Annotated in this window: 14 protein-coding genes and 3 riboswitches; of the genes, 10 read left to right on the plus strand and 4 right to left on the minus strand. The window is 57.5% G+C overall.

All coding sequences use genetic code 11. From position 1 onward, the window contains the following. Positions 1 to 55 precede the first annotated feature (55 nt). The 6 genes from KDW95_RS00380 (at position 56) to KDW95_RS00405 (ending at position 8,044) form a co-directional block, all read left to right on the plus strand. Entirely contained in the window at positions 56 to 1,102 is a 1,047-nt protein-coding gene (locus KDW95_RS00380) for a PilN domain-containing protein (RefSeq protein ID WP_255854244.1), read from the plus strand. After that, positions 1,099 to 1,704 carry a type II secretion system protein GspM gene (gene gspM, locus KDW95_RS00385; protein WP_255854245.1) on the plus strand — a complete coding sequence of 202 codons (606 nt, stop codon included), beginning with the start codon at positions 1,099 to 1,101 and terminating at the stop codon, positions 1,702 to 1,704. The genes KDW95_RS00380 and gspM overlap by 4 nt, the downstream gene beginning before the upstream one ends. After that, on the plus strand, positions 1,701 to 2,396 hold the full coding sequence (locus KDW95_RS00390) for a hypothetical protein (RefSeq protein WP_255854246.1): 696 nt from the start codon (positions 1,701 to 1,703) through the stop codon (positions 2,394 to 2,396). The genes gspM and KDW95_RS00390 overlap by 4 nt, the downstream gene beginning before the upstream one ends. Next, positions 2,389 to 4,575 carry a type II secretion system secretin GspD gene (gspD, locus tag KDW95_RS00395; RefSeq protein WP_255854247.1) on the plus strand — a complete coding sequence of 729 codons (2,187 nt, stop codon included), beginning with the start codon at positions 2,389 to 2,391 and terminating at the stop codon, positions 4,573 to 4,575. Before KDW95_RS00390 ends, gspD begins: the two co-directional genes overlap by 8 nt. Before the next feature lie 595 nt (positions 4,576 to 5,170). After that, positions 5,171 to 5,926, plus strand: coding sequence for a DsbC family protein (locus KDW95_RS00400; RefSeq protein ID WP_255854248.1), 756 nt, complete (start codon positions 5,171 to 5,173; stop codon positions 5,924 to 5,926). Positions 5,927 to 6,628: 702 nt separating this feature from the next. Beyond that, positions 6,629 to 8,044, plus strand: coding sequence for a hypothetical protein (locus KDW95_RS00405; RefSeq protein WP_255854249.1), 1,416 nt, complete (start codon positions 6,629 to 6,631; stop codon positions 8,042 to 8,044). A gap of 142 nt (positions 8,045 to 8,186) precedes the next feature. On the opposite strand, the gene KDW95_RS00410 is transcribed toward KDW95_RS00405, so the two are convergent. Beyond that, positions 8,187 to 10,469, minus strand: coding sequence for an Ig-like domain-containing protein (locus tag KDW95_RS00410; protein ID WP_255854250.1), 2,283 nt, complete (start codon positions 10,467 to 10,469; stop codon positions 8,187 to 8,189). A gap of 67 nt (positions 10,470 to 10,536) precedes the next feature. Next, a riboswitch (cyclic di-GMP riboswitch) is annotated at positions 10,537 to 10,632 on the minus strand. A gap of 982 nt (positions 10,633 to 11,614) precedes the next feature. Here KDW95_RS00410 and KDW95_RS00415 point away from each other — a divergent pair. Both KDW95_RS00415 and KDW95_RS00420 read left to right on the plus strand, forming a co-directional pair. Next, on the plus strand, positions 11,615 to 13,837 hold the full coding sequence (locus KDW95_RS00415; protein WP_255854251.1) for a prealbumin-like fold domain-containing protein: 2,223 nt from the start codon (positions 11,615 to 11,617) through the stop codon (positions 13,835 to 13,837). 270 nt (positions 13,838 to 14,107) lie between these two features. Further along, positions 14,108 to 14,866: a DsbA family protein gene (locus KDW95_RS00420; RefSeq protein WP_255854252.1), complete on the plus strand. Its 759-nt coding sequence runs from the start codon at positions 14,108 to 14,110 to the stop codon at positions 14,864 to 14,866. A 55-nt stretch (positions 14,867 to 14,921) separates the two neighbouring features. Here KDW95_RS00420 and KDW95_RS00425 read toward each other — a convergent pair whose 3' ends face one another. After that, the gene (locus tag KDW95_RS00425; RefSeq protein WP_255854253.1) at positions 14,922 to 17,537 is read right to left on the minus strand and encodes an Ig-like domain-containing protein; all 2,616 of its coding nucleotides are present in this window, start codon (positions 17,535 to 17,537) and stop codon (positions 14,922 to 14,924) included. Between the two features lie 66 nt (positions 17,538 to 17,603). After that, positions 17,604 to 17,701: riboswitch (cyclic di-GMP riboswitch) on the minus strand. Positions 17,702 to 18,417: 716 nt separating this feature from the next. On the opposite strand from KDW95_RS00425, the gene KDW95_RS00430 reads away from it, so the two are divergent. Both KDW95_RS00430 and KDW95_RS00435 read left to right on the plus strand, forming a co-directional pair. After that, the gene (locus KDW95_RS00430) at positions 18,418 to 19,797 is read left to right on the plus strand and encodes a hypothetical protein (RefSeq protein ID WP_255854254.1); all 1,380 of its coding nucleotides are present in this window, start codon (positions 18,418 to 18,420) and stop codon (positions 19,795 to 19,797) included. Positions 19,798 to 19,885: 88 nt separating this feature from the next. Continuing rightward, positions 19,886 to 23,119, plus strand: coding sequence for an MSCRAMM family protein (locus tag KDW95_RS00435; RefSeq protein WP_255854255.1), 3,234 nt, complete (start codon positions 19,886 to 19,888; stop codon positions 23,117 to 23,119). A 70-nt stretch (positions 23,120 to 23,189) separates the two neighbouring features. Here KDW95_RS00435 and KDW95_RS00440 read toward each other — a convergent pair whose 3' ends face one another. Beyond that, entirely contained in the window at positions 23,190 to 24,521 is a 1,332-nt protein-coding gene (locus tag KDW95_RS00440) for an Ig-like domain-containing protein (protein WP_255854256.1), read from the minus strand. Positions 24,522 to 24,587: 66 nt separating this feature from the next. Then, a riboswitch (cyclic di-GMP riboswitch) is annotated at positions 24,588 to 24,681 on the minus strand. Positions 24,682 to 25,139: 458 nt separating this feature from the next. After that, positions 25,140 to 25,361 carry a hypothetical protein gene (locus tag KDW95_RS00445; RefSeq protein ID WP_255854257.1) on the minus strand — a complete coding sequence of 74 codons (222 nt, stop codon included), beginning with the start codon at positions 25,359 to 25,361 and terminating at the stop codon, positions 25,140 to 25,142. Positions 25,362 to 25,708: the final 347 nt, after the last annotated feature.

A 25,708-nucleotide genomic window follows, 5' to 3' on the forward strand; every position in this document is an offset into this window, starting at 1 on the left:
GCGGGAGGGGCTGTTACAGGCTCTATCCGGATTCTGGTATTGGTGGAGCGGTGAATTGCGCGGGCTTATGCCCGCGGCCTGGCGCCGCCGCATCAGTGCTGCGGCGCTGGTGCTGCGTATTGAACAGCCGGACAACCCCCAGCTGGTGGTGCTGGAGGACGAGGAAGTAGCCTACCGTCTGCCGCTGGCAACGGTTCCGCCGCCACAGCTGCGCGAGCAACTGATGCAGATGGCGCGCGACGCCGGGCATACCCTGTTGCAGCTGGATGCCCGCCACCTGCTGCACAAGGTGCTGTCCCTGCCGGCGGCCACCGAGTCGCGCCTTGACTCGGTACTGGGGTTTGAGATGGATCGCCACACCCCCTTTAGTGCTGACGATGTCTATTTCGGGTACCGGGTTGCCCGGCGCGATGCGGCAAACCAACGCATTCTGGTGGATCTGTACCTGATGCCCCGTCAGCGTCTGGATACCCTGCTGCAGCAACTGCAGCCCTTTGGCATTGCGCCCACCGCCGTGTTCCCGCTGGAAGCACAGGCCGCTTCCGGCCACGAACGCCAGACCCTCAACCTGTTGCCGCGCGAGCAGCGCTCCAGTGCCGGGCACGAACGCCAGCGCTCCTTGCGCAACCGGCTGCTGGTGGCCGCGGTGCTGCTAGCGCTGCTGGCAGGCTTTCCGCTCTATGAGCGCTCGCAGCAGGTGGCTCGGCTGGAGGCCGCCCTGGAGCAGCCCCGTGCCCAGGCGCAGCGTGCGCAGCAGGTGCGCGCCGACATTGATGCCCTGGTGGAAGGGCGGCAGTTTTTGGGACGCAAAAAAGCGGCCCAGACACCAGCGCTCTTTATCCTGGATGAGCTGACACGCCTGCTGCCGGACAATACCTGGCTGAGTCGTCTTGAACTCAATGACCCGGTGCTGCGGATCCAGGGCGAATCGGGCAGCGCATCCTCGCTGATCGGGTTGCTGGAAGCCTCCGACCTCCTCATGGCGGTGGATTTTACCTCCCCGGTGACCATCAATCCGCGCAGCCGTCGCGAACGCTTCAGCATTGAGGCGCGCCTTGAATCCGGCCCGACGGATGCGTCCGCATCGGAGGTGGCCCCATGAGCCGCCTGAGCTCGCAACGCAGCCGCCTGCTGGCCGTTGGGCTGCTGTTCATTGTGCTGCTGCTGCTGGTCCTGATTGTCAGGCCGGTACTGGGAACCTATCTCGGCTATGGCGAGCGTATCGAATCGTTGCAGAACCAGTTGTCAATCTATCAGCGCCTGGCCGCGGGGCTTGCCGATGACGAGGCACGACTTGCCGCCTTGCAGGCCGCAGAGCCGGTGGCCGACCTGTACCTGCCCCAGAACAAGCCGGCGCTGGCGGCGGCGCATTTGCAGCAGTACCTGCACAGCCAGGTTGGGCGCGGTGGTGGCCAGGTGATCAGTACCCAGATTCTGAGTTCCGGGGAGGCGGGGCCGTTGCAAACCATTGCCATTCAGGTGCATATGCGCGGCGAACTCGATGACCTGGTCAACCTGTTTTACAGCCTGGAGTCCGGCAAGCCCGCGCTGTTTGCCGAGAACGTCACGGTATTGGCCAATCCGCGCCGGCAAACCCGGGTGGTGCGCCGGGGTGGTCGCCGCGTCGAGACCGGTCAGTCGGTGCCGGCGCTGGATATCCGCTTTGACCTGACCGGTTTTGCGCCGCGGGAAGATACACCATGATCAGACGCTGGAACGCTCTCAAGGGTGCCGCTCGGGTGTTGTTGCTACTGCTGGCACCCTTGCCGTTGCAGGCCGCCGATGACCCTGACGCCGGGCTGCCGGTCGCCGAGTCGGCATCGGAGTCGCCAGGGGCCGAACTGGCGCCAGCCGCGGTGCAGGCGGAATCCAGCCAGGATGAGGTCGATCAGGCCGGGGAAGCGCAGCCCGCGCCCGGCGGCAATGCCGCCCTGGCGCTGCCGCCGTTTCCGCCGCGCAGCCAGTTTGACGACATGCTGGAGCGTCCGCTGTTTCACTCCAGTCGCAGGCCCCAGGCCGGGGAACCCAGCGGCAGCTCTGCCCAGGAGCTGCGTGATAGCTGGAAACTCACCGGCATTATTCTCGTTGGCGAACAGCTGCGAGCCCTGTTTCAGGAGCGTAACGGCGAGCGCCGGCTAACGCTGAATGCCGGCATGCCGCTGGATGCAAGCTGGGTGCTGGATGAAATAAATCTCGAAACGGTAGTCATGGGCTCGGGGGATGAGCAGGTGACGCTGGAGCTGCTCGAGCCCAGGGACACCACCCCGGTGGCGGTGCCTGAACCTGCGATTGAGGGCGAGAACGGCGAAGCTGCACCACTGGATGAGCGCACCCAGGAAGCCTCGCGTCAGCTCGAGCAGGATACCGAATCCGTGAAGGAGACTCTGAATGAGTAATGTCATTAATACCGCGCTGCTGCTGGTCTGTAGTCTCGCTCTCAGTGCCTGTGCGCTGCAGGATACGCAAAACCCTGATGCCCTCGACAGCCCCTGGCGCAGTGCCCAGGCCGAGCGTCCGGCGGACCCCAGCGGCGCCAGTGCGGTGGCGCAGAAGGCGCGGGAAAACCCGGCGCAACCGGAGCGCTTTGCCGCCGAAGCAGGCCTGGCCCCGGGTTCGGATGCACCGCGCACCGAGCTGTACGGCGGCAATGGCGTGTTCTTCGATATCGGTACGCAAGACCGGGGCACACCGGTGGAGGGGGATATCACCTTCAACTTTCAGGGGGCCGAGATCAGCGAGGTCGTGAAGACGGTGCTGGGGGATATCCTGCAGGTCAATTACATTCTGGATGACCAGGTGCGCGGGGTCGTCAACATGCAGACCAGCCGTCCGATCAGCCGTGATGCGCTGGTGCCGACACTGGAAAAACTGCTGCAGGTGAACGGTGCCGCCCTGATTGATCGCAACGGCTTTTATGAAGTGGTGCCGATCGACGGCGTCAACGGCGGTGCCATCAGTCTGCGGGGTAACCTGAGTGCGGATCGAGGCTACCAGATACTGGTGGTGCCGCTACGCTACATCGGTGCCCAGGAAATGCTCAAGATACTGGAACCACTGAAACCGCGCCAGGGCATGATGGAGGCGGATGAGCGGCGTAACCTGCTGGTGCTGGGCGGCACCCAGGGTGAGCTGGTGAGCCTGCGTGACACCATCAAAACCTTTGATGTCGATCAGCTGCAGGGGATGTCGGTCGGGCTGTTCCGGCTGCAGTCAGTGGATGCCGAGGTGCTGGTGGACGAACTGGGGGCCATCTTTGGCGATGCGGCGGATGGCCCGCTGGCGGGCATGGTGCGCTTTATGCCGATCGAGCGGCTCAATGCGCTGCTGGTCATTACGGCGCAGCGCAAATACCTGTCGGATGCAAAAACCTGGATTACCCGGCTGGATCGCAGTGAAGGTGCCCAGGGGCTGGGCATGTACGTCTATTACGTGCAGAACGGTCGGGCCGAAAACATGGCCGAGATGCTCGGGCAACTGTTCGACGGCCAGCGGCGCAACCGTCAGGCCCGGGAGGCGGAGGCGGCACGCCGGCCTGTCGTCGCTGCAACGCCGGCACCGGATGCCGATGCCGACGGCACCGTCACCCGGGCCGAAGCCAGCGCCAGCCCGGCCAGTATCGAAGTTGGAGAAGTGAGCATCATTGCCGATGCGGAAAATAATGCACTGCTGATCATGTCCTCGCCCGGAGATTACGACAAGGTCTACAAGGCCATTCAAAAGCTCGATGTATTGCCACTGCAGGTGCTGGTGGAAGCCACCATCGTCGAGGTGTCCCTTGAAGACGAGCTGCGCTATGGCCTGCAGTGGTTCTTCAAGAACCACCTGGGCAGCGGTACCAAAGGCTTCGGCACCCTGGGGCAGAGCCCCATACCCTCGGCAGCCGATGTGATCGGCAGCGGCAGCTACGAGGTGATCAGCGGCTCCAGCACCCGGGCACTGCTGAATGTGCTGGCCACCGACTCGCGCCTCAAGGTGGTGTCGTCACCCACGCTGATGGTACTGGACAACCATACCGCCGAAATCAAGGTGGGCGACCAGGTGCCGATCCAGACATCCGCGACCACCAACACCAGCAGCGGCGTCGTTACCCCGGACGATGAAGTGCGAGCCAATATCACCAGCACCATACAGTACCGTGATACCGGCGTGCTGCTGAAGGTGACGCCCCGGGTCAATGCCGGCGGCATGGTGGTGCTGGATATTACCCAGGAAGTGAACGACGTAAACCCGGACCCGAGTTTTGCCGGCATCAACTCTCCCACCATCACGCAACGCCAGATCAATACCAGCGTGGCGGTGCAAAGCGGTGAAACCCTGGTACTGGGCGGCCTGATCAAGGAAAACAACGACACCGGCGGTGAAGGGGTGCCCTACCTGAGGCACCTGCCGGTGGTCGGCTGGGCGTTCGGTAGCCGGGGCAAGAGCACGCAGCGCACCGAGCTGGTGGTCATGATCACCCCCACCGCCGTCACCGATACGGCGGATGCCCGGGAAGTCACCCGCGAATACCGCAACAAGCTGCGCGGCCTGAACCTGCCCTCGAGGTCCCTGGATACGGCACCGCCGCACAACTGATTCCGGGTATTGAGGTGGTGGAAATTTGCATATGCTCAAGCAGCCTCAGAGGCCGCGTGGTTACTGAGGTCTGGCACGATTGAAAATGGCGCCGGGTTAATAAGGGCGCGGCTCTCAACCCTGGGTGTCGGAACCAGGGCTCATTCCCGTTATTTACCTCCCATTTTCCCCTGGGGCGCGGCCCGATGGACGCGTCCCGGGGGGGAAACAGCGACCACCCTGTCACTCCATCCTTACAGTTTTCTTCAGCAATCACTGTGCTTGTTATAAAAGTCTTTTCCAGCCAACAGGTTATAAACTCGGCACGTTTTTTGTATTGATACAGACAGCATAGGGCTTTGCTATTAGCCCGGCCATGGAATAGGCATCCGTGCCTAGTCCATGGGGCGCCCTTGAAAATCGGGCGGAATATTGCGAACCCCCTGGATATTCAGGGCCATGGATGGACTGTGTGCAAATAAAAGCAGGAGCATTTTTTGGTCAAAGACTCGCAGTGGCCTTCGGCCAATGGAAGTGCATCCATGCAACCCGGAATAATGATCGGTATTTTCATACCGGTTTAGTAAGACCACGGGACTTCTGTGAGGAAACAGCCATGTACAAAGCAAACTTAATCGCCGCCGCATTGCTGATAATCAACGGCTCTGGGCTGGCGGACGCTGGCAGTGGCGCAGGTGTTGCCGAAAATCTGATTGCCGAGCAGCTTCAGAAAATGGATACCGCCATTCAGATCACGTCTATCGAGCCGTCCGCGATGCCGGGCCTTTACGAGGTAATGCTTGCGAGTGGGGGCCTCCTGTATGCCGACCCGGGGGGGCAGTTCTTTGTGCAAGGGCAGCTGTATCGTGCCGACGGCGACAAGGGCATGGTCAATCTCACTGAAAAACGGCTCAATGCCCGCCGGCTGGCGCTGTTCTCGGCAGTCGACGCCGCGGACATGATCGTCTTCAAGCCGGATGGCGAGGTCAAGGCCCGGGTTACCGTATTCACCGATGTGGACTGCCCCTACTGCCGCAAGTTGCACCAGGAGGTGCCGAAGCTGAATGCGCTGGGCATCGAGGTAGACTACCTGGCTTTTCCGCGCGGCGGCGAGCGCTCGGCGGCCTTTGCCAAGATGCAATCGCTCTGGTGCGCCGCGCCGGAACAGCGCCAGACGGGCATGACGAAGTTGAAAAACGGTGAAGCCATCGCGTCCCTGAGCTGTGAGTCGCCGGTGCTGGAACAGTTCGAACTGGGTAAGAAGGTCGGCGTGACCGGCACCCCGGCGCTGTTGTTTCCCGATGGCCAACTGGTACCGGGCTATGTGCCGGCAGCGCGGCTGGCGGCCATGCTCGGCCTCGCGCCGCAATAGTCGTAGAGGCCCGAAAGTGTCGGAGCCCAGTATCTGGGCGAACCTGTGGTTCAAGTCGAACCCTTGTGGGCGCCCACTCCGTGGGCGAATAGGTCCTGTTCTTACAGGTGACTGGCGCGATTCACTTGCAGAGTGAACTCATGCAAGAGCAACCGCACCGCTGTACACCCCATAGGGAGCGTTAACCCAGGCTAACACTTCGGACGGGTCGCTTTTTAAAAGAAATCAATAGCTTGGCATCCGCAAGCCGAATAACTGTTTCCGCTAGCTTACAAATCGAACCTGAAATGCCCTTACGTTGAAGATAAAAGTATATAAATTCAACAAGTTAGAGCAATGGCACGGCTCTTGTATCTATCTGGGCACCAAAACCAAACGGCTTTGGCGTGGCCCGCGGTGACCGTCGCCGGTTTCGCGGGAAGCAGGAGGCGCCCGGCGGCGCTGTGAATCGGCTCCGGACCCTCGAAAGCAAGTCATCGCATTCGTTGCGTAGCGGGATACAAGAGGAGGCGGTACCGGAGGTATTCCCCTCAGTCCGCCTCGGTAGTGCTTTCCCGCCGGCACTGATCAGACCGTCTACAGGAGATCCCAGACGCCAAGGCCAGGCGATCAGTCCACCGGCCGCAGCAGGCGAGGCAAAGGTGATGCAACTGGCTGCTTTTTCGTCAGGAGCGTCTCACCAAAAAACTGGAGGGTAAAGACATGTCTTTCCTGAATAATTGTAGTCCTGGGGCCTGCCTGAAGGCACTGCGAACGAGCGCGGTGGTAATGGCGGGTGCCTTGACAATGGTATTGGCTGCTCCAGCAGTGCAGGCCGCGCATTCTGATGGGCCGCTGGTACCCGCCGAAATAAAAAGTGGTAACCCGACCTGTACCAATTTTTATGGTAGTTCCATTAATGGTGAGGAGTTGATCGAGTTTAAATATGAGCCTGTTGTAAGTGCAATCGGTGTCGGTGATGGAACCTTATCTGTCGATATTGTTGTAGACGGAAAAATGTTCTCTTGGGCGGCTACTGGCGGAAATATTATTGGTATATTCGCAAAGGGCGGACCAGGTGGGCATTTGTATGATTATGCTGACTTGAGTGATCCAAGTGTACATGCCCCTGTTCAAACTGATCACGATAATGGACTGACAGCGCTAGAAGGTCGTGGCCTGAGCCATATTTCGTTTTGCTATACCCCGGGTGCACCGGCTGTGTCGATCACCAAGGCCTGCGACGGCCCCGGCGTGACCCAGCCAGGTGGTACTACCGTGCTTTATACTTATGAATCCACCATTACCAACGACAGCTCCGGTGATTTCGACCTGACCGGATTCCGGCTTAAAGATAGCCCGCCAGCCGGTATAGCCTCCTGTACCGTTACCGATGTTGGTGGTGTCGCGGTCGGTATTGGTCTCAATGACGCCACTTTCACAGCGATCGGGGGTGGTTCCCTGGCGTCGGGTGAGTCCCTCGACCTGGAAATCCAGTGCTTGACGAGCGACGGCGTCGGCGCCATCTCCGAGGCAAACGAACTCTTCGTCGAAGCGGATGTGGTTGACAGTGCCGATGTCGTTGAGAATAGCGTCGAGTCGGATATCTGTGAGTTCAACGCCACTCCGCAAATCGCGGTCCGTAAAATGTGTGCCGATACACCGGTACGCCTGATGGCTGATCCGGAAACCGATGAGTTGATGGTAGAAGCCTGCGTTGAAATCGAAGTGGAAAACACGGGCCTCGAGGCGCTCGAGAACGTTACGCTGCTGGACGATACCGTTGGTGGTATCTATGCCGCACCGAGTGGCTTCGATATCGGTGGTCTGGCACCGGGTGCCATCCACATGACCGGCAAGGTCTGCTATCTGCCGAAAGCTTCCGACTCCAACCTGACACAGGATGGCGAAGAGCTTGGCAAGTATCTGGTGTGGACTTCAGATACCGGCGAGGCGGGTAACTTCCTCGCGGCGTTGTTTGACAATACCGCCGTGGCTATCGGCGACGGTGTGCTTTCCGGTCAGACCGCAGGTCCTGTTCAGGCTACTGCGAAGTGCAGCATCTGCTGGGATGATGATGGCGAAGGGGACATGGCATGTCCCGATCCGGACGATGTCCCGGATCCGTTGTTCCAGTGATGGGCACGCACCGCAGACATTGAGGGGCAATGGGAGTGCCCCTCCCAACCTTGGAACAATAACCGGAGCTGATGCTCCGGTTATTGTTTGGGGTTACCGCCGTGCTGTTGATGGACCCGGGAGGGTGAAGCCGGATGGCGGCCTACTTGTTTTTACCGTTTCCTTTGCCGGAATGGCCGGTATCGCTACCGCTTTCCGGCGAAATCGTTACGGTGGCGGTGGCACTCAGACGACCGTCACTGATTGTATAGCTGAAACTGTCGCCGTTCTTGAAGTTCCGGGCCGGACTGTAGGTGACAGTGCCATCATGGTTGATGAGAACGCTGCCCTTGCTTCCCTGGGTAATCGCGGTGATGGTCAGGTGGTCGCCGTCCGGATCCGAGTCGTTGGCAAGTACCGGGATGCTGACGACACTGTTTGGTCCGGTAGCGGCGGTGTCACCAGTGGCGATCGGCGCACGGTTGCTGTCGGGTGGACTGACACTGACGGTCACGTTCGCGCTGGCGCTGGCGCCCTTGCCGTCGGAGACGCTGTAGTTGAATGTTTCGTTACCGCTGAAACCGCTATTAGGCGTAAAGATAATATCCCCACCGCTGATCTGGGCGCTGCCGTTGACCCCGCTGACGGATGTTATGCTCAGGCTGTCGCCATCGGGGTCGGAATCATTGGCCAGAACCGGGATCGCAACCGATGTCGCGGTATGGGTGGTGGCGCTGTCGTTCACTGCTACAGGTGCACGGTTGGATGTCCCACCGGAACCGGCGGCGTAACTGATATCGACGGTGATTCCGGAGCTGTCGCTGGACAAGGGGGTGATCGTCACCCCGGCGATTTCGTCCTGGTAGCTGTAGCCCACTTCAAGGGCGGCATCGCGAAAGTCCAGGCCTGAGTTGAAGGTAATACTATCGGGCGTCATATCCAGCAGGTAGCTGCTGTTGCCATCGCCTTCGATGGCCGTATGCAGCAGTACGCCATTCGCCAGATTCTCCGGATTGGAGAACATATCGGTGTTTTCGAAGATTCCGGCGTCAAACCCGACCGGCTGGCGGTACTCGAGGTAGTACCAGCTGCGTGCGCCGGTGGCAGGATCCGTGCCCCGCAGAACCTTCAGACCCTTGACCTGGCTGTTGGTTGTCGCCATCGGGCTCAGGGTATAGACGCCATCGGCAACGACTTCGGTCACCGGAGGCGATTGGTTATATCCAAGCCATCCCAGCCTTTCTTTTTGGAAAGCGTTGAAGTGAGCGCTATCCGAACCCATGGTGTCGAAAATGTCGCCATACTCCGAGTGACTGCAGCCCGTTCCCAGAACCGCGCCACCATCGCATTTCTGTCCATGGGCGTGGCGGAGGCCAAAATTATGCCCCAGTTCATGGGCAAGGGTGTGGAAGTCCGGGCCGGAGACGATCCAGCTCTTGGACGGCGATCCGCCAACGGTACCGGTATCGAGATTACAGCCGCTGGACGGCGCCATTATGTATACCAGATGGTCGTAGCTGGACAGGTTGACACCGGCCGCAGTTGCGGCCGCGTTGGCGTAGTCGTCGATATCGGACGAGCAGGTACCACCACTGATTGGCAGCGTGTACCAACCAAAGACGTTGCCACTGAGTGATGCCTGGTTGTACGAGTTTTCGCGATACAAGTCGTTAACCTGTCCGAAAAGCACATCCTGAACCTGGGAACTGGTCCACGGCTTGTCGCCCGGATCGTTCTGGAAGTTGACCAACATCACGGCGACACGGTGGTCGCCAAAGGTATTCGGTAGCGGTCCCGCAGTGCCTCCATTATCTCCCCCGGTAGCGCCCATCACCAGAATACCGCTGTCGTCCAGTAACAGTTCGCCACTGGTACCGTCGGCGTCGTTTGCTTGCGGAAACAGCAGACCCTGCAGTTGCACCTGCTGGCCGGTCAGTGCGGCAGCGTTTTTACCGTTGCTGTGTAGCTCGAAACGCTCGCCGAACGGCGTCTTGACGAACTGGTGCAGCCGGGCCGTACCGGCTTCGAAGTCTTCCTCGTAGATGGCTTCGTATTCACCCTCGAGTTCCAGCTTCTGCTCGAGCATCGCCTGCACTTCGGCGGGCATGCCGACCTGCTTCTCTTGCGGAATAGCCACACGCAGCGCTTCGGCGGGGCTGGATTCCAGCAGCCCGAGCAGAAAGGTGCGGCGCTCTTCGGCCTTGGCAATCATCTGCTGCAGTGCGCGGGATTTCTCGGCGCCCCGGGCCTTGGCCCAGCGCTTTTGCAGTGCGGCCAGTGCCTGGGTGTGATCGGATGCCTTTTGGCGCGCCTGTTCGGCAACAGCGTGGGGCGTGGCCTGATCGTCGTCATTGCCGGCGAATGCGGCCAGGGTGGTGCAACTGAGGGCTAGGGCGAGGCCGGTGGTGGCCAGGGACTGGCTGAATGAGGGCCTGGATAGGCGCATGGGTCTCTCCTGAAGTTAAAAATTCAGCAAAGATCCTCTAGCGGCCAATCCGTCAGTGGTTCTCTCCTTCGGCGGTCCGGCGATCCCTATCTATACCCTGGGGCTTGGATGAGGACCCGTAACTTTGCGCCGCCTGATTACTCAGGCGTTGCCTTTGTCGGGAGAGGATCTTTCCAGTATCAAGTTGTTGCCGCAGTACTCTGTTCCCGCGGATACAGCTAAAATTCGTGCGCCCGGCTTATCGCAGCCAAGTGTTTCAAGTCGGTACATTCGATCATCCCTGTTCAGTGCTGTGCCTGGGCGTCTTTGGGTTATCTGTTACAAAATCGTATCAATAGCGAGGCTGTTTGCGTGCCCCGCGAAACTGGTAAGAACTATAACATGTTGAATTGATCGCTATTTATACAGATGTGGAATATGGCACGGGGGCAATGTTGCGAATCTGATCGGTTTTTCCCATATGCGTTGCTGTTTGCAGACAGCGGCTCGCCTGACCGTGATCAGTCGTAAGTCTGATGAAACAGATTGCCCGTTTTCGCCGGGTGAAGGGGTCACGGCCTTCGGTTGTGGACTGTGCAGGGAAGGTTGGGTCTCTGCCTGCCGTGGCGCATGGCAATAACGGCACGCTGGCGCTGTTGCATCCGGAGGCGGGCTGTATCGTCACCCTGACAAGAGACTTGCCTTGAGTTCTTCTTGCAATTCAACAGGTTAATCTTTCATTCAGCCGATCTGTAAGGCCTGCTTAACGCTCTGGCAACGGACCCACGCGGCCGCCGGATATTTTTCTTATGATTATCAGTTGCTTATAAATATGGCCCGGCTCTTGCTTGTACTGCTGTGACAGCTTTGGGTATGGCGTGCGTCGTGCCAAAAGCCGACGGGGAGCGCCGGGGTTGTGGTATCTGTTGTCAGCCATTCGCGTGTTCCCGCTGCAAGGTGGTTTCTGCTCTGGTCACTGCACGGGCGTGAAGGAAGGTCGTGCGACGGGCAGCGTTCGAGGGTAAGGGAGCTATTGAAACCACCGGATACAGGGACAGGAGACGAACCACAGGAGTTTCATCGGTACTGTTTGTGACCGGCGAGATTCCATTTCAAACCCGAGCGGTTAACAGCAAGGCGCACCGCTGTGGTTCTGGAGGTGGGAAATGCGAACGTTAGATCTGTGTAAAAAGCTCCCAATCTGGCTATTGGGAGCCACTCTGTGCGCGGCGTCTTTTACGAGCATGGCCGCGGATGTCAACCCTTATGAACTCGACGGCGATACCGAGGACTCCACCGCGAACAATCCGGGGGATGGTACGACCGGCGGCCTTTCTGACTACGGTGATGCTCTAAACGCCCCGATGTTTGGCGACGATGCAGACACCGTGTTCCTGCAGGAATGTAGGGAAGGTCGTGTGGTGCTGCCGGTGAATAACGACCCGGGATCTATCTACAGCAACGCCAACAACTGCGGTGCAGCCTGGGCGGCGGGGATGTTTCAGGCGTTCGATCCCAATAGCGATTCGGATACGGCCGCTTTCGAGCAGGTCTTTATTGATGACTCCTTCGAACCTGATGCCTCGCACCACCAGCCGAGTAACAAGGACGAAGCACCGCTTGGGGGTGCCGCCGGTGGTGGCCTGTCGGCGGTATCGTCGGACCCCTGGGGCTGTGTTATCAAACCCAACGTCAACAACAAAAACGACCTGTTGCACGGGGTCGTAACCTTCTATCGCGACGCCGAGGGTGCCATATACTCTTACGCTGGCGCCGACCGCGACAAGAACGAGGGTAACGAGAACTTCGGTGTCTGGTATCTGCAGGACCCCGAGGTTGGCTGTACGCCGACGGCACTGGGTGGGTCCGGCGAGTTCACCGGTGTGCATATGCATGGCGACATTCTGGCGGTGGGGGAATTCACCAAAGGTGGTTCCCTGGCCACTATCCTGATTTTCGAATGGCAGGATCCGAGCCCGGCATCGCCGGAAAGCGGCGATGAAGTACTGGCGCTGATCAATACCGGCGGTAACTGCTCGGTAGCACACCCCGCCACCGACGCCTGCGGCGAAGTGAACGGCGCCAGTATCTTCCCGGCTTGGCGGCCTATAATCAATGGCGCAACGGCGACAGGGTCCAGTAAGAAGCCGAAATTCGGCGAGCTGCAGGATAACATGTGGGCCGAAATGGGCGATCAGATCATCCCGGCAGGTTCGGATATCTGCTTCTCCAAAGTCATGCTCGAGTCCCGTACCTCCCAGTCGGTCACCGCCAACCTGTTCGACTTTATGCTCGCCAATGTGAATATCTGCGGCAGCATCACCATCGAGAAGGTTACGATCGGTGATACCGGGACTTTCGATATCGATACCGATATTCCTGACGGCACGAATGCCGCCGGAACCGAGCCGAGCGCTGGCGATTTCGATCTAACCACAACCGCTTCGGGTGTGGCTGGTCTGGATAGCGAAACCTTCCTCAACCTGCAAGCCGGTGATTACGACGTATCTGAATTGGTTCCGGCGGGTTGGGAGCTGACGGCCATGACCTGTACAGGCGATGACGACGGTGGCTCGGTCTTCCCGTTGCCCGCGGCCTTGCCAATCAGTACAGGCGGAACCGGTACCTTTATGATCGATCTGGACATCGGTGAGAGCATAACCTGCCGCTTTGTGAATGAGGCGTTGGGTGATATCTCTGCCACTAAGGTCGTGGTCAATGCCTGTGACGTTTCGGACGGAGGTCTGTTTACATTGCGTCTCGATGGTGTTGCCAAAGCGACAAATATTGGCGACGGTGGAGGCTTTGGGCCACTGGAAGTCAGCCCGGGCAGCTTCACGGTTGATGAGATTGCCGGTACTGGTACGGATCTGGCGAACTACACCTCGACCACGGGTGGCGACTGTGCCACTGACGGTTCTGTCACCGTGGGCACCGGTGACAGCAAGTCCTGTACTATCACCAACGTCCGCCGGCCGACGATCAAGATCGTGAAAGAGTTGACCGGTGGGTCAGGGCCAACCTTCGATCTGCTGATCGACGATGGTAATAACAACTCCTTCGATCATGAGACCGAGGCGCAGGGAGATGGCGGTATGACCAGTTCTCTAGTGGTCACCACGGTTCTCGGGGGATCTGGCCTGGCGACCACGTATGGACCTGTGAAAGTGGCCGAAACAGCTGCAGACGGAGCGGAAACCATTCCGGGCGCAGTGACCATACCGGCATCAGTCGGCGGCTTTACGTCGTCCTGGCGCTGCGATGATACCGGCACCACGACCGGTTCGGGTGCCAGCGTAGTGGTACCGGCCTTGCTGCCTGGTGAGGACGTGACCTGCATCGTCACTAACATCCCGGTTGCTGCAGCTGCCTGTACTCCGGGTAGCTAATGAAGGCGAAAGAACCTGTTGAATAAACAGACGATACCGCGGCGACCAGGTCTGGTCGCCGCTTTTTTTGAGCTCGTCAGTCTTGAGCATTCATTCGCCACTTGACTGGCGGCCAGCTAGGCTTAACTGGCGTCTGCGGAGTTTATCGATCATTACAGGTGACTCACTGGAGAACACATTATGGGCGAATTAAGGCAATTAACCGGGTTCCCGATTGTCAGGTACATTGGCGTCTGGGGGCTGGTACTGGGAATAGCATGTGGAGTAGCGATGACGGCTCAGGCGGAGACGGTGGACGAGTTACAGTCAATTCGCGCCGAACTGCAGGCATTGCAGCAGGGGCAAACGGCTGTGCAGCAGGAGCTGACTGAAATCAAGCAGATGCTGATGGCGCTGCAAAAACCGGATAGTGGGCAAGCAGAGGCAGCCAAGCCACCGTCTGAGCCACCGTTACCCATGGCCATGACCGTTACCGGCTCGCCGTACCTGGGGCAGGACGATGCGCCTGTTGTCCTTATCGAATTCACCGATTATCAGTGTCCGTTCTGCCGCCGCCATTTCGAGCAGGCCCATCCGCGGCTGATAAAGGAGTTTGTCGATACCGGAAAACTTAAGATCGTACTGAAGGAATTTCCTCTGCAGAAGTTGCACCCGCTGGCCCCGCGAGCGGCCATGGCGGCACAATGTGCCGGCGACCAGCAGCAATACTGGTCGATGCATGATTTGCTGTTTCAGAATCAGACGCGCATGAGCATGGAGGACCTGGAATCCTTTGCCACGTCGCTGGAGCTCGATACGGCCCGTTTCCTGGAGTGTATGGAGCAGGGGCAATATGCGCCGCAGATCCGGGCGGATTTTGATCTGGGGGTTTCGGCCGGCGTCCGCGGGACGCCGTTTTTCTACATAGGCCCCCTGGATCAAACGACACCGGGGGTTGTGACGGTAGAGCGTTTTCTCTACGGCGCCCAGCCCTACGAAACCTTTGCGCAAATGATCGAAGGGTTTCTGAGCCCCCAGGCAGCTAACTAGGAACGGTTTGGAGGTGCTGACGCCTCGCATGACGACAGCCCCTCGAAGCTCCTAATCAGGTTTTTTTGCCTTTGCCATTGCCGTTACCGGGACCACCGCCTGTACCGGTACTGCTGCTTTGGTCCAGCGTAATGGTTACCGTAGCCATTGCTGTCAGTTTGCCATCACTCAGTGTGTAGCTGAACGAATCGGTAGACTTGAAGCTTTTCGCCGGCGTGTAGGTCAGGGTGCCATTGGCGTTCAGTGTGACACTCCCTTTGGACGGATCCGTCACGGCGGCTACCAGCAGCGTATCGCCATCCGGGTCACTGTCATTGGCTAATACGGCAATGGTGATCGGGCCATCATTCGCGATCAGGATGCTGTCATCCTGGGCGACAGGTGCTTGGTTGTTGCTCACAGCACTGACACTGACTGTTACGTTGGCACTGGCGCTGGCGCCCTGGCCATCGGAGATCGTGTACGTAAAGGCTTCATTACCGCTGAAGCCGCTGGCCGGGGTAAAGCTGATTGTGCCATCGCCATTGATGACTGCGTTGCCATTCACGCCGCTCAGCGACGCGACGCTCAGGCTGTCACCATCAGGATCCGAGTCGTTATCGAGTACCCTGATAATAACAGTGTTGCCTGCCGATGTTGCGGCGTTGTCATTCTGAGCGACTGGCGCACTGTTGGTGGGCTGCGAAGCAATCACGTAGGAGAGAGTGCCTGTAGTCTGGGTGCTGTTGCCGGCCGCAGTGACCGGGATATCGTAAAACCCGTCAGCTGCATTTGCCGCTGAGGTGACGAGCACGCTGGTACTGGCGGTTTCGCCCGGAGCCAGCGCGCGCGTCTGGCTACTCCAGGTCACGGTCCAGCCGGTCGGGATCGTACTGCTCAGGTCGTAGGTCGTCGCCGTACAGGCCTGGCTGTCGTTGTTCGACAGCGTGACGACATACTCGACGCTGGTTCCGGCTGCGACCCACTCACTCGACCCTGCGGGCAGTCCGATGGTCGGGGCTGCGTGGAGACAGTCCTGGGGACCCACGGTTACCGATACGTTAGCCTGGGTGCTGTCGACCCAGTTGGTGGCGATTTCGACGCCAGCGCTTGTATCCACGAAGCGCTGGCCGACTACCAGTGCCGGGTCGTTGAAGTCGTAATAGCTTCCGCCACTGCTTTCCGGAGTCATATCCAGCAGACGGCTGCTGTTCCAGTCCGACAGGTTGCCGCGGTTGACCACGACGCCGTTGGTCACATTGTTGACATCCACCAGGTTATTGCCGTCCACAATAAAGCTGTCGAAGCCAACAGGTTTACGAAATTCGATGTAGTACCAAGAGTTCTGGCCGGTCGTGGCGTCGGTGCCCTGCAGGACCTTGAGCGCTTTGGTGCCGCTGCCGTTACTGGCGTAAGGGGCGACGGCATAAGTGCCGCTGCTCGTGACCGCCAACAGTTCCTGATCGTTCCAGCCCAGGCGCTCTTTCTGAAAGGCGTTGAAATGACCGGTATGGGGGCTGCCCATAATATCGAGACGATTGGCATAGCCGACGTTATAACAGCTGCCTTCAATCACATCGTTGCCGCATTCCAGGCCACCCGAATGGCCCAGGCCTAGGTTGTGTCCCAGTTCGTGGCCCGCAACATAGGGCGTCGCGGAGCCGTTCAGCCAGGCCCAGGAGTTGTATCCACCAACAGAGCCCAGCCCTGTCCAGCCACAGGCATTTTTCGGGAAGGCATATACCAGCCGGCGGTAGGCCGACGTATCGATGCCTGCTGCGGTCGCGGCCTCGTTGGCTGCGGTTGCCAGAGCCCACTGATCACAGCTGGTGCTGCTGATCGGCAGCGTAAACCAGCCGGTAACATCACCACTTAGCCAGGTGCGATTGTCGGAGTTTTCAAGATAGAAGTCGTTGGTCGTGCCGAAGACAGTGTCCTGCACCTGTGCTTTGGTCCAGGGCTGCTCAGCCTTGTCCTGGAAGTTGACGAGCATGACCAGGGTCTTCTGCTCGCCAAAGGTATAGGCGCCGGCAGGCGGCGGTGTGCTGCTGGTGCTCTCCTGGGTGCAACATTCTGCAGTGACGATAGACTCCTGGCTCGCAACCAGAGCCCCGTCCGAATCGCTGCCGGCATGCGCTAGTAGCACGCCGTTAACTGAAACGGTTTCACCGTTCTGCAGTTCCGAATCTGGTTGTGTAATATTCAGTTCGAAACGTTCACCAAAGGGCGTTCTGACAAAACGACGCAGCTTATGGGAGCCATCTTCATAATCTTCATACAAGACTTCCGACTCACCGGCGATCTCGACTTTCTGTTCCAGTAACTCGACAACCTCAGCAGGCATGCCGTGCTGTTTATCTTCCGGAACGGCGACGCGCAGGACTTCGGCTGGATTGGTTTTGATCAGCTCGAGCAACAAGGCCTGACGTTCTTCGGCCCTGGCAATCATCTGCTGCAGCGCGCGGGATTTCTCGGCGCCCTGGGCCTTGGCCCAACGCTTTTGCAGTGCCATCAGTGCCTGGGTGTGCTCGGTGGCCTGCTGACGCGCCTGTTCGGCAACAGCTGACGCCGCCGAAGCATTGGCATGACCAGGCGGGGTGCCGGCGAAGGTGACGAAGCTGGTGCAGCTCAGTGTGATAGCGAGGCCCGCGGCGGCCAGCGTCGCGGAAAATGTCGGCCCGGAAAGGCGCATAGATCTCTCCTGAAGTTGTTATTCAGCAAAGATCCTCTAGCGGCCAATCCGTAAGTGGTTCTCTCCTTCGGCGGTCCGGCGATCCCTTTATGTAAAGTTTAGATTACACCAAGGGACCCGTAACTTTGCGCCGCCTGATTGCTCAGGCTTTGCCTTTGTCGGGAGAGGATCTTTCCAGCATCAAGTTGTTGCCGCGGACCTGTATGCCCGCGGATACGGCTAAAATTTGTGCGCCCGGGTCATCAAGGCCTGGTGTCTCAAGTCGGTACATTCGATCATCCCTGTTCAGTGCTGTGCCTGGGCGTCTTTGGGTTATCTGTTACATCTGCGAGCCAGTTAAACCTCAGATTCTGAACCCGGTGAAGCTGGTAAGAACTATAACATGCTGATTTGATCGATATTTATACAGATGTGGAATATGGCAATGGGGCTATGTTTCAAATTTGATCGGTTATCTCGATAAGCGTTGCGGATTACCGACATATCCAGGGCAGGGCATCTCCTGCCGTAAATCAAACGATACAGATGGGCTTGCCATGGAAGGGCAGGGCGTTACCACCGTCCTGCAAGCTGAGGTCTATCGTAGCCCGGCGACTGGCGGCTAGCTGTCGGGGCCGCTGAGTTGGTGCCTGTATCGTCAGGCTGACACCGCGCTGTTGATCTATTTCCTATTGAATTCAAAACGTTAGCCGTATTCCTGGGGGCGCCTGTAAGGCTGGCTTTACGCCCGGCCTGCTGATGTATCCCGCCAGTCAATACTGTTTCTTTTGTTTTCAATGACTTGCCTTAATGGCTCGCCTTTTGCTTTGTCGTACGGGAGAGCACAAGGAGTGCATCATGCGTGAAGCGCAGGGATGTTTGTGTTTCATGGGGAGTCCTTATGTACCAGAACCATTCGATCATCGGCACGGAAAGACACACTGGGCAACACCCGGCCAATACCCGTAGGCATCTGGTCGATATCTGGGACCTGCTGGCTGTGATCGTTGTGGTAGTGCTTGTCGTGCACCTTTGGCCGTTCGACGAGGCTGGGCCTGGTCATAGAAACGAACAGGGTTATTCCATGGAGTCCCGTCCGCAAGCAGACCAGATTATTAAGGACCCAGTTAAAAAAGAAAAATCAGTAACCTTTCAAGAGAATGGGTTTGTCAGTGGTGGCGGGTTGTCTTCAATACCAGAGGATGGCTACGACGATTCATTTGGCGCGAATGTGATAGAGAAAATAATTGTACAGCTCGCGCTGTTTCAACAGCGTGAGGGCTGGACCCTCCTGCCCGGTGACGTCGCCGATGCGCTTCGCGCACTGGACAGGCTTGTTGCACAAGGTGTTATAGCGATTCCGGCGATTCGCGGTTACCTGAGAGATTCTACCGACAGTTCCGCCGCCGGTGGTGGCTTCGAGCAGACTGGCTATGCGTCCTTGCGTCTGGCGCTTTTCGATGTCTTGCGCCAGATCGGTGGAAAACAGGCGGAGGCTATTTGGTACGAGGAGTTGCGTGCTACAGACAATCCGGTCGAGATAGAGGCGCTAGGGCGTTATCTGGAAGAGCAGGCTCCTGGACTCTATCGGCGGGACGTCGTGACGGCGGCCCGTGATGCTTTTGATGTGGCGACGGATGACGGTGTTCACGGACTGGACATAGGCCCCCTTTTTCAAGTTTTCAAGGATTATGGTGATGAGTCCCTTGTAGATGATTTGTCACAGGTATCACAGTTGCGCTGGGGGCAGTACGCCGCTGTAACGCTCGCAGGACTTCCCGGCGGCGTCGGTATTTCCAGTCTGACGCGCTGGGTCGAGGGCGCTTCTCCCAGAAACGCCAGCGCAGCTTTCGCATTGAAAATTCTGGCGCAGTCTGCCGACTACCCGGAGGCCCAGGTCGCGCTGCTGAATGGATTGCGTGATGGGCAGATTTCGGAGGCGCACTGGCCGGAGTTTGCGAAGCTGCTGGCGGGTACCTATCGCATACAGCTGGAGCCGCCGTCTCGCGGCTACACCTCATGGGGTCAGGAAATTGACAACGTTCAGGCCCCTGTGCTCAGGAGTCGCACCTATTCGTCCCGCACGCCGGGGGGGGGGCAGGTGCTTTATGGCGTGGAGTCCGCCGCCCCTGTCCTGTTGCCCGAACAGGCCGAGTCGCGGATGGAGCTGATTGAAGCCTTGCTTGGCGAAACGCAAAGTCCGATAGCCAGACGGGAGCTGGAGCGGGCCTTCGAGACGATTTGGGCCTTCTACAGGGATCAGGAGAGGATGCGGTACTGAACAGAGAGAGGTACGTGAAGGTCCTGTTCAACGATTTGAATTGAACTGGATTCCTAATTACCAGCCTTTTTAAAAGGAGGGGCTGAACATGAAAACCGACACAAGGGGAAGACGGATCGGCGCCTGTATATTGGGCGCCGCACTCGGGTTCGTTCCATTGATGGTCTCGGCGACATCGCTGCCGGGTAGTCATTTTGAGATTGACGCCAATGCCAACTTTGCGGTCGACGGTACTGTCCCGCCGGCGATTGACTGGGCGCTGCCGGCCGTGGCTTCCGCCGCAGTGGTGGTAATAGATCAGCTCACCGGGAGTAACGACGATTCGTTCAAGGGTGGTACCAAGGAGGACAGTGTCAATCCGCAGACGACGACCGGTAGCATTCCGAACAACAAGAGTGACCTGAAGCACTTCGGTGTCTATCAGGAAAGCAATGGTGGAGACTTCCTGAACCTGTTCTGGACTCGGGTTCAGAACCCTTCAGGTACAACTCTGATGGATTTCGAGTTCAACGCCGGCAACAACCTCTATCCGGCTACTTCCACGGGCGCGCAGTTCCCTGTACGCGAAGCCGGCGACCTGCTGGTGGAATACAAGCTGGCACAAGGCGGCACCACGCCGCAGCTGTTCCTCTATGAATGGCTGGTATCCGGCGGTAACTGCGAGGCCAGTAACAGTTACCCCTGCTGGGGTAACAAGACGGATCTTGCCGGGATTGCCATTGGCTCGATCAATACGAGCACGGTGAGCAGCGGTGCCTTGGGCATAGACTCTTTCGATCCCTATACCTTTGGTGAAGCCAGTATCGACCTGAATGCAATCTTTCCTGCGGGTGCGTGCAGATCTTTTGGTTTCGCTTCGTTGAAAAGCCGTTCATCGGACTCGTTCTCCGCGCAGATGAAAGATTTCATCGCGCCTTATCCGGTCAATATCAGCAACTGCGCCAATATCAATATCAAGAAAACAGATGACGGTGATCCGCCAATGAACCTGGCCGGCGCAGTCTTCCGGCTATATAACGATGATGGCGGAACTGTTGGTGTCTTTGATACCGCTTCGGCCGCGACACCGGATACTCGCGCCACAGTGCGGGATTCCAATCCGGCTGTCGTTATTCCCGATTGCACAACCGACAGCGATGGTGAGTGCAGTTGGATAAACGTTTTCGCCGCAGATTACTGCATCGTAGAGGTCACACCACCAACAGGGCATTCATTGCCCACGGATCCCGATTATTACGATTGCGGTACAGTGACAGCGGATAATGATTTCGATGTGATGTTTACCAATCCGAGACAGCCGGCGACCGTCAATATCCTGAAAAAGGATGACGCTGATCCTCCAAGCCTACTGTTGGGCGCCGAGTTCACACTCTATAACGACGTCGGTACAGTTGGGACCTATGATGACGGTGTCGATACCAGTACCGGCAAGAGCTGTACGACGAATGCTGCGGGTGTCTGTTCGATCAGTAACATCCTGCCACAGGGCAATTACTGCATCGTTGAGACCGTTACGCCAACTGGCTATGATACCGCAGCTCCGCAATGTGAAAATATAAGCCTCAACGAAACTGTCGAGCTGACATTCATTGACCCGAGGCAGCCGGCTACCGTCAATATCCTGAAAAAGGATGACGCTGATCCTCCAAGCCTGCTGTTGGGCGCCGAGTTCACACTCTATAATGACGTCGGTACAGTTGGGACCTATGATGACGGTGTCGATACCAGTACCGGCAAGAGCTGTACGACGAATGCTGCGGGTGTCTGTTCGATCAGTAACATCCTGCCACAGGGCAATTACTGCATCGTTGAGACCGTTACGCCAACTGGCTATGATACCGCAGCTCCGCAATGTGAAAATATAAGCCTCAACGAAACTGTCGAGCTGACATTCATTGACCCGAGGCAGCCGGCTACCGTCAATATTCTCAAGAAGGACGATGCGGAGCCCCCCAACCTGCTGTCAGGCGCCGAGTTCACGTTGTATAACGACACAGGGTTGGTCGGAACCTATGAGGACGGTGTCGATTCCAGCACGGGCAAGACCTGTACGACCAATGCATCAGGCGTTTGCTCAATTAGCAATATTTTGCCGCCGGGCAACTACTGCCTCGTTGAAACGATCACCCCGAGCGGTTACACGACAGCTGATCCGCAGTGTGTCAGCTTGAGTCTAAACGATACCGTCAACCTGACGTTTATCGACCCGAGACAGGCAGCCACCGTCAATGTTCTGAAAAAGGATGACGCCGAGCCGCCGAACTTGCTGTTGGGGGCCGAGTTCACACTGTATAACGACGCGGGTACGGTCGGGGTCTACGATGACGGTGTCGATTCCAGCACTGGCAAGACCTGTACGACCAATGCATCGGGCGTTTGCTCAATTAGCAATATTCTGCCGCCAGGCGATTACTGTCTCGTCGAGACACTCACGCCAACCGGTTACGATACGGCCGATCCGCAGTGCGTTAGTATCGGATTGAACGAAACGATCAATCTGGAATTCATTGACCCGAGGCAGCCGGCCAGCGTTAATATCCTGAAAAAAGACGATGCCGACAATGTTCTGCAGGGTGCCGGGTTTACGTTGTATAACGACCTGGGTACCGTCGGAACCTATGATAATGGCGTCGATACCAGCACCGGTAAAACCTGTGTAACCAGTGCTTCCGGGATCTGCACTATTGATCAAATTCTGCCACCGGGGGGCTACTGTCTGGTCGAAACGGTAACACCGGTGGGTTATGAAACGGCTGATCCGCAGTGCACCAACCTTAGCCTCAATGAAACGGTCAATCTGGAGTTTGTGGACCCGCGCAAACGCGGCGCCATTCTGATCACCAAAACCCGCAAGCATGCGGCTGACGGTCCGGGAGATCATGCCCATGCGGGTGTAACCTTTACCGTCAGTGGTGGTGGCCTTGCTGTGCCGGCTGAGGTGGTGACGGACGCAAATGGTCAGGCCTGTGTCGATGATTTGTTGTTCAGCGAGTTCTTTGGCGGTAATTACAGCGTCACTGAAACCTTGCCGACAGGGTACGCCGCCGATGGTGATCTGACCAAGTTTGTCACGGTTGATACGGTTGCCGGCTGTGACGACAGCCCTTATGTGGGAGAGGAAGTCTCGTTCAGTAATACGCCGTTGTCGGATATCACCGTGTCGTTCAGTTCGCAGGTGGACGGTGGGACTGCTGCTACCATTGATTGCCAACTGGCCAATAACCCGGTAGACCTGTCTCCGGCGGCGTTCGATGATGTTTCCGAGACATCTGTTGATCTGTTGCCGGGAACCTATACCTGCATAATTGTGGTCGATCCGTAACGGAGCCGATGGATCAGGTAAAAAGGAAAAAGGGCAGGTCAGAATCCTGCCCTTTTTTCACCTTCAACATTTATTGTGCCGATATCCGGATGTTGTCGCTTGTGCCAATATTGCCCGCCCCATCGAATACCCTGATTTCGATATCGTGGAGTCCCTGTCGTTTGGGTACATTCCACCAGCAGCTGTAGTATGGTGAAGTAGTCCCCCACATCGGTGAGGGTTCCGTGACAGAACAGACGGCCTGCCCATCCACGATGTAATCGACGCGGGTGATACTCGCATTGTCCCATACATGTCCCTGAATTTGGGTGTAGCCGCCCTTGGAAACACTCCCGCCATCCACCGGTGACAGCACTCGGGCGGTCGGATGAATGATGTCCTCAGACATGGGTATGGGGTAGCCCTCGAGTGCCGATACAATATCGATATCCGTTTGCGATACAAAGCCGTCGCCGTCAAGATCGAAGCGACGCCACTCCAGGGTGTTCCTGTAGAGGTATTCAGCATCACCTGGGTTTGGGCTGATGGCTTCCAGGGGAATGCCGTTCCCCTGGCCCAGGTACTGGCTGATTCTGTTCACATCTAAACCGTCTACCTGCCCGTCATCGTTGAAGTCTGCAGGGTAACTGTCGACCTCGTCGTTCGCCGCAAGGGTATCGGTCTGGGGTTTCAGGTAGTTGGGACCCCAGAGGGTGTTCATCTGAAACTCGCCGTCGATATAGCCGATGTAGCGCACCAGGCTGGCCATGGTGTGTTCCAGGCTGTCGTTCCAGCCGTCACCGTCACCGTCAGCATGAATGCATCGGCTGTAATAGTAATCGACCCAGTCATTCTCACTATGACCATCTACAACGATATTCCGGGCAATCGAGTCGCCGATATTGGTTACAGTAACGGAATAAACGATATTGTCTTCCTTGTAATTGGGAAACATACACAGTTGGGCGCTGTTGCCGATCACGGGTGCAATAATGTCCTTGCCTGTCTGGCTCGTATCGGAGCTCGCAAAGTCTTTGTATGGCACTGTGCTAACAAGTTCGAGTTCGGAACCCTGCCATGACAACTGTACTGAAATGGCCGCCGGGTGGTAGTTGCACGCGGGGTACTGGGGTGTGAAGGTAAAGCTCTCGCCCGGTTTTAGATCGCCGATGGCTTTCCAAGTCAGGTGGTCGTCCTCGCCCAGGCAGCTGTTGTCGCCCGACAGGTTGCGAAACTGGTAGGTTTCTGTCGCCATGGCCAGGGCGTTGTAGTTGCTGGTTTCGGTTTCTTGCGGCTTGCCCTTGGATGAGCTTGGTTTGGCAGCCAGCACGGGGCCAGAAACGCAGATGGCAATGCCTACTGCCGCCATAGTCGACAGTGTACGAGTGCAAATACGGGCACTGAAGTTCTTCGAGCCGTGCATAGATCTCTCCTGAAGATGTTATTCAGCAAAGATCCTCTAGCGGCCTGTCCGTAAGTGGTTCTCTCCTTCGGCGGTCCGGCGATCCTTATATGGCTTTAGGCTTGTATAAGGACCCGTAACTTTGCGCCGCCTGATTACTCAGGCTTTGCCTTTGTCGGGAGAGGATCTTTTCTCTGTTAATTTATTGCCGCGGTACTGTATTACCGCGGTTACATTCACACGCCTGGCGCTCTGCAGTTGGCATCCCTCTGTTTCAATTTTGTACATTTTGAGCATCCCTGTTCAGTGCGGCTGCGATACGCCTGCGGGCGACTGTTACAATTTTGATTCAGTAGAAAGTCACAAATAAGAGACCCGTTAAGTTGGTAAGAACTATAGCATGTTGATTTGGGGGCTATTTATACAGATGTGGAATATCGTTGCAGATATGTGACTCAAATTTGTACAGTACTTTCCATAAGTGTTGCTGAATGGAGACGAGGAAATCTTTTACCCAACCAGAGCGTAAGGCTGGTGAAACAGTTATCCATATCAACGATATTAGCGAGTGCGTTTTTCAGTGAAGGAATAACTGTATTGGAATTGTTACAGGTTTTCGAAATGTGGGAGTGAGGCCGTTCAGACGACCTCGTCCCAGAGTACAACCCTGGGGTAGCGGCCCTGATCGTCGTCCAGGTGCTCGCCGGGGTAGGGGGAGGTGAAATAGTCGGGCAGCACAAAGGTGTCATCCGCGGCGTCGCTCGTCGCCCCGGCGGGGGATGCGGGCACTGTGCGCTCGTCCCTGCGAATCCGTTCCCTTAGCAGTCGGCTGCGGTAGTAGTGGCTTTTGGAACGGCTCATGGTACGGCTCGTCTTGTTCAGGCTTCACCCTGTGCAGCCTGAGGTGTCAGGTCTGGATATCGGTTGATCCCGAACCGACGTTTCCACTGTTCTCTTGATTTGATTCCCGTCGCGGGTAAAAACTCCCCGGGCCTCGCTGTTGTTGACGCGTCATGGCGCCGCAGAAAAATTCAGACCTGGGATATCAGGTCTTGAATAGACTTTAAATAGAGAAAAGCACATTCTGAGCCAATTATTTAACTACTTGATAAATATAGGCTTGGTGCAGCCGACGCCGTTGGGCAAGAGCGCAAACTGTAAACTTACTGAAACAGTGGGTTAAATAGCTGTAGCGTTTGATTGGCAGC

Origin of the sequence: Marinobacterium rhizophilum (genome assembly GCF_024397915.1) — a bacterium.
GTDB lineage: Bacteria > Pseudomonadota > Gammaproteobacteria > Pseudomonadales > Balneatricaceae > Marinobacterium_A > Marinobacterium_A rhizophilum_A.